The organism is Rhodovarius sp. (genome assembly GCF_040399605.1).
In the GTDB taxonomy this organism is placed as follows: Bacteria; Pseudomonadota; Alphaproteobacteria; order Acetobacterales; family Acetobacteraceae; genus Rhodovarius; species Rhodovarius crocodyli_A.
In genome coordinates, this window is record NZ_JBBARU010000067.1 from 1 (window position 1) to 5,675 (window position 5,675).

Genomic DNA, 5,675 nt, shown 5'->3' on the forward strand with positions numbered 1-5,675 from the left:
GCGAGAGGGCAAAGCCCTTTCGCTCTTTCTTCTTTCGCCACCAGCGTTTATTTGGCGGTCATCGTTACCAGTTCAACGAATTTTGTTCTATTGGTTCAGCGTGGCCAGGTTGGCCCGCATTCGGGTCAGCAAGTTGAGCAGGCTCTTGCGTTCAGCCGGCTTCAGTCCGGTCAGCAGTTTTTCCTCGCGTGCCAGTTCGAGCTTGATGATCCTGTCATGCAAGCGGCGGCCCGGGCCGGTCAGCGCCACCGGGCGGCGGCGGGCATCGGCGCGGTCGGGCTTCACCCGCACATGGCCGGCCTGCTCCATGCCGGCCAGGCAGCGGCTCACCGGTCCTTTATCCATGCCCAGCACCTGACAGATGCGCGCAGCGGGGATGGGCGCTTGCGCGGCGAGCAGCGCCATGATGCGCCATTCGGTCACCCCCACCCCGAATTTTTCGCGGTAAAGCGCATTGGCGCTCACCGACAGCCGATTGGCCAGGAAGGTCAGCTGCGCTGGCGCATATTGTTCGTGGTCTAGGACTGTGCCGGTCATGATATGCGAAACTGGACCAATCCTGGCCCGGCGTCGAGGTCTGTCGCATTTTTGCGGATGTCCGCCGAGCAGACGCGGCCTGCCAACGCATGGAAGGCGGGGCGCTCGGCAGGGCGTTATGGGAACAATATCCTGGAATTCCACCCTGGGCTGGGCTATGCCTTCACCTGCCACCAGCCCCATTGCGCCTTGGCCCCGGGGCGGGGCTACCGCCCCTTCGGGTGAATTTGTCCGAATACTACCATTCTGAAAACACTACATAAGGCAAAGAGCGCGCAATTCCCGCAACATAGCCTCAGGCATGGCCTGCGCGCCGGCGGCCTGGCGCATCGCCGCCACATCCGGCGGCGCGGAGGCGGCATCGAGATAGCGCCAGCCCTGAAACGCCTTCACCGGCCGGGCCTCCACCGGCACCAGCACCGGGTCCAGCACCAGCCCGGCGCAGGGCGTGCCGTCATCCCAGCGGTCCTCGATAATGTCGAGCAGGCGCTGGCGCACCTGCACGAAGCCACCAATGACCCAAAAAATGCTGCCGCCATCCAGAATTTCATCGCGGCGCTTGGGCATCATCCTGGTCTGGTGGCGCAGCGGCGGGTCGGCGGCGGCGCGCAGGGTCTGAATGGCGCGCAGTTGCGCCACCTCTTTCACGCCCACTGAGAGTTTCAACATGTGCAGCATTCCCCCTGCTGCGGCCAAACCACCGAGTCCGGCAAGGGGCGGGGCGCGGCAATCTCAGCCGGGCAGCCGCACCAGTGTCTCGAAATACCGGGCCGGGCCGCGTGCCACCAGCACCGGGCAGGGTGAGACCTCGCCATAGGCCAGGCTCTCCCAGCCCTGCTCTAGCGTCACCGCCAGGGCAGTATCGGCGGTGATGGTGATGCGTGCCGCCTCGCTTTCGGCGGCATTGGCCAGCAGGCGCCAGGGTATGGGTGCGAGGCGCCAGCGCAGTATGGCCTGGGCATAGCCGCCCTGCAGCCAGTCGCGCACCTGCCATTCACGGCCCTCGGCCCGCACGGCGCGACGGTGGCAGCGGCCCTGGGCGTCGCGCAGCCAATCGGCCTGGGCATCGCCGCCGGTGGCCGGCCATTGCGCATGCAGGAAGCGCGAGACCCGGGGCATGGGCTCGTCAGCATCGAATTGCACTGTGTTATGCGCCCGCACCGACCAGAAATAATCCAGCCACCAGGCATTTTCGGGCGAAGGATTATAGGCGCCCGTACCGCCATCCCGCAGCAGGTTCAGCGGCCCATCCCAAAGGTCGAAATGCAGCAGATCGGCATGGGCGGGGCGGAAATGCAGCGGCCCGGTGCGCAATACCGCCCGCGCTCCCGCCGCCGACCAACCGCGAAAGCCCATGCTGCGCCACTCGGCCTCGGGTGGGGCGGCGCCGAACAGCGCCTCGGCCATGGCAAGGCCCGGCCTGGCATCCTCGGCCGTGGCGAAAAACGCCGCGCCATCCTGGTGGCCGATGCGCGGCAGCGCGCCGGTCTGCGGGCAGGTCAGCCGCCTTAGCCACAGCGTGGCCGCCCCCGCCCGGGCCAGCAGGCGGGGCGAGGCGGGCGGGCCTGACCAGCGGCGGCGCAGCGTCTCGGCCGCCACCAGCACCTCCAGCATGAGCCGGTGATAGGCCGGGCTGGGCTGGGCAAAACTGCCATCGGCGGCGATGAGCCGGGCCGCATGTAGCTCCAGCCGCACCGCACCCAGCCGGGCCAGGGCAGGCCGGCCCAGCAGCAGCCCGCAGGCCAGAAGCCCGGCGGCTTCGCTCATGGGGTGGTTGTTGTCCTGCGCCATGGCATAGGCGGGGTTGGCGGCAGCGGCGCGGGCAAGGCCAGCGCGAGATGCAGTGCCCGCAGCGCCGCCTCCTGCCCACAGGCCCATAATGGCCCGGCAAAGGGCGGATGGGCGGCCATCCAGGCGGTGCAGAAGGCCTCGGGCTCGGCCGGCAGCCCCGCCCAGCGATGCGCCTCCCATAGGGGGCGGATATCGCTCCCAGCCAGCGGGTCAGTCGGCCTGGCATCGAGGATGCGCCCAGCCCACCAGGCGCCCGGCCCCTTGCCCTAGAGGCTGAGGGCCACCGCGCGCGGCCCCAGCCGCCACGCCGCATCGGCGAGGAATTGCATTCTTTCGGTTAATTTCGCCATAAGGTTGTATATACTGAAGCATAAATTGCGAATGGCGTCAAAACGAGGCGAGGTTTATGGCTCTGCGTCTTCTGGTTCTGCTGCTGATGCTGCCCAGCCTTGTCCTGGGGCCAAGGCCACGCGCCCAGCAGCCCGCTGGCAGCCCGGCCACCACCTTGCCGGGCGGTGGTTTTGCGGGGGGTGCTCCGGGCACCACCCTGGCGCCGCCAGCCCTGCCATCCGTTCTGCCCGGGGGCTTGCCCCTGCCGAATCTGCCGCCCGCCACCCAGCAGGACATTCTGCAACGCCTGCTCGATGCCGGTGCCGGGCGCGGGCCCGGAGCCCTGGCGCCCTCCCTGCCCCAGCCCCAACCGGGAACACCGCCGGCCTGGACCGCCCAAGGGAGCGTGCAGTGGCGCGGCCAGCAGCCTCCCCAGGCTCCCCCGGGGCCAGCACCCGGCGAAGAGCCCTTCTCGCCGGTCGAGCAATTCTTCGCCAACCGCATGCCGGTGGCTCTGCGCCAATTCGGCTATGACAGTTTCCGCAACACCCAGCCGGGCCATGCCACCGGCGTGGGCTTCGGCGCCGTGCCGGAGGATTACGTGATCGGCCGCGATGATGAGCTGGTGCTCTCCTTCCGCGGCCGCGCCCGCCACACCTTCTCCGGCCGCGTGACGCGCGAGGGGCTGCTGATGCTGCCCGAGATGCAGCCAGTGCCCGCCGCGGGGCGAACGCTGCGCGCGCTGCGCGCCGATCTCGATGCCAGGGTCGCACGGGAATTGGCGGGCAGCGAGGTCTTCGTCTCCATCGGCCAGCTGCGCCAGGTGGCGGTGTTTGTCGGCGGCGAGGTGATGCAGCCGGGCATGGTCGTGCTCTCGCCCCTGGCCACGGTGCTCGATGCCATATTGGCGGCTGGCGGGCCGCGCCGCACCGGCTCGCTGCGCGCCATCCGCGTGGGCAATCGCAGCGTCGATCTCTACCCGGTCATCTCCGGCGATGGCGGCGAGCAGCCGGAATTGCGCCTCGCGGAGGGCGAGCGTGTGGTCGTGCCGCCCATCGGCGCGGTGGCGGCCATTGGCGGCGAGGTGTCGCGCCCGGGGATTTATGAGCTGCCACCGGGCCGCAATGAGGCGCCGCTGGCCATGATGCTGCGCCTGGCGGGCGAGGCGCTGCGCCCGAGCGGCAACCGCTTCCTGCTGGAGACCACCGATGGCAGCGGCCGCCGCGCCTTCCGCGAGATTGCCCTGCGCGACACGCTGCGCCGCGGCGATGCGCTGCTGGTGCAGCCGGGGGTGGACGCGCAATCGGGCGGGCTGCGCCTGGGCGGGCATGTCGCAACACCGCTGACCCGCGCGGCGGCCGGGCGTGGCGCCACGCTGCGCGGCCTGCTCAGTGACCCGCAAATGGTGCGGCCCGACCCCTATATCCGCATGGGGCTGATCTGGCGCGCCGATGCCCGCACCCGGGTGCGCCGTCTGGTGCCCTTTGACCTGGGCAAGCTGCTGACCGGCGGGCCGGATACCCGGCTGCAGGAGAATGACGAGGTGATCCTGCTCGGCCTGCCCGATGTGCTCTGGCTGGCCAGCCCCTCGGTGCAGCGGGCGCTGCGGGGCGAGGGTGTGGACACCAACACCCAGCCCATGCCCGCGCCACAGCCCGGCCAGATGCCGCAGCCCACACCCAACCTCGTGGGCGAATGCCCGGCGCTGACCCAACTGGTGATCGCCGCGCGCGCCGCCCCCGCACGCTTCGCCCATGCCCGCGCCGCCGGCTTTCCGGATTATGGCAGCGCGCCCTGTCCGCAGATCTTCATCGACTACCCGGCCCTGCTGGCCTTCCTGCTCGACAATGCCATGCTGTTGCTCGGCGAGGTGCGGCTGCCCGGCCTTTACCCGGTGCTGGACAATACCGGGCTGGATGAGGCGCTGGCGGCGGCGGGCGGCATCACCGATACGGCCGACCTCGCCGCCATCGAACTGGCGCGCGAGCCCTCGGAGCAGGCGACCTCCATCCCGCTCAGCCGCACGGTGCTGGATTTGCGCAGCCGCAACTTCGCCGCGGTGCGGCTTTCTCCGCGCGATGCCATCCGCATCCCGCGCGGCTTCACCGATCGCGATGTCGGGCCGGTGACGCTGATGGGCGAGTTTCTTCGCCCCGGGGTTTATGACATTCGCCGGGGCGAGCGGCTCTCAGAGCTGATCTCCCGCGCCGGTGGGCTGACACCGCAGGCCTTCCCCTATGGCGCGGTGATGACGCGTGAGACGGTGCGGCTGCGCCAGCAGGAGGGTTTCTCGCGCACCGCCACCGAGCTGGAACAGGGGCTGATGCAGGTGGCCGCCGGGCAGGCGGTGGTGGGGCGCAGCGGCAGCGGCGGCGATATCGTTGGCGCCATCACCGCCGGGCGGGAGATGGCCAATGCGCTGCGCCAGGCCCGCGCCGCGGGGCGCATGGTGGTGGAGGCCAATCCGGTGATCCTGGCCGGCCGGCCCGAATTGGATGTGCTGATGGAGCCGGGCGACCTTCTGGTGATGCCCAAGCGGCCCAATGAGGTGACGGTGGTGGGCTCGGTGCTCAATCCCGGCAGCCTGCAATTCGCCACCGGCTGGCGGGCCACGCAATATGTCCGCGCCTCAGGCGGGCCGCAGCGCTTTGCCGATGGCGGCCGGGCCTTTGTGGTGCTGCCCAATGGCACCTCCACCCCGGCGGGCTTAGGACCGTGGCAGGCGGGCGGGCCACCGGTGCCGCCGGGCTCGCTCATCGTCGTGCCGCAGGACCCCAGCCCTTACGAAAATTGGGGCATTTTGCGGGATTTGACGGCGGTGTTCGGGCAGATTGCCATCTCGGCGGCGGCGCTGGCGGTGATCAGCCGGAATCGTGGCAATTGAGCGCGCGGTGGCACTGGGCGCGGGCCCGGTCGGCCTGCGGCTGATCGGGTGGGTCGGCAGGGTATCAGGGCGCTTGGCGCGGCGCTGCCCCGTGTGGCGCTGCCCCGTGCGGCACTGCTCTGGGCGGCACTGC

At 70.0% G+C, this 5,675-nt stretch carries 4 protein-coding genes; 1 reads left to right on the forward strand and 3 read right to left on the reverse strand.

Annotated elements, in window-relative coordinates:
* Positions 1-87 precede the first annotated feature (87 nt).
* The 3 genes from ABWP84_RS14655 to ABWP84_RS14665 all read right to left on the reverse strand — a co-directional run bounded on the left by ABWP84_RS14655 (position 88) and on the right by ABWP84_RS14665 (position 2,415).
* Positions 88-537 carry a MarR family winged helix-turn-helix transcriptional regulator gene (locus ABWP84_RS14655; protein ID WP_353212783.1) on the reverse strand — a complete coding sequence of 150 codons (450 nt, stop codon included), beginning with the start codon at positions 535-537 and terminating at the stop codon, positions 88-90.
* Positions 538-792: 255 nt separating this feature from the next.
* On the reverse strand, positions 793-1,206 hold the full coding sequence (locus tag ABWP84_RS14660; protein ID WP_353212784.1) for a DUF1489 domain-containing protein: 414 nt from the start codon (positions 1,204-1,206) through the stop codon (positions 793-795).
* Positions 1,207-1,269: 63 nt separating this feature from the next.
* Positions 1,270-2,415: a heparinase II/III family protein gene (locus ABWP84_RS14665; protein ID WP_353212785.1), complete on the reverse strand. Its 1,146-nt coding sequence runs from the start codon at positions 2,413-2,415 to the stop codon at positions 1,270-1,272.
* 319 nt (positions 2,416-2,734) lie between these two features.
* Here ABWP84_RS14665 and ABWP84_RS14670 point away from each other — a divergent pair, with 319 nt between their 5' ends.
* Positions 2,735-5,542, forward strand: a complete 2,808-nt coding sequence (locus ABWP84_RS14670; RefSeq protein ID WP_353212786.1) for an SLBB domain-containing protein — start codon at positions 2,735-2,737, stop codon at positions 5,540-5,542.
* Positions 5,543-5,675 lie beyond the last annotated feature (133 nt).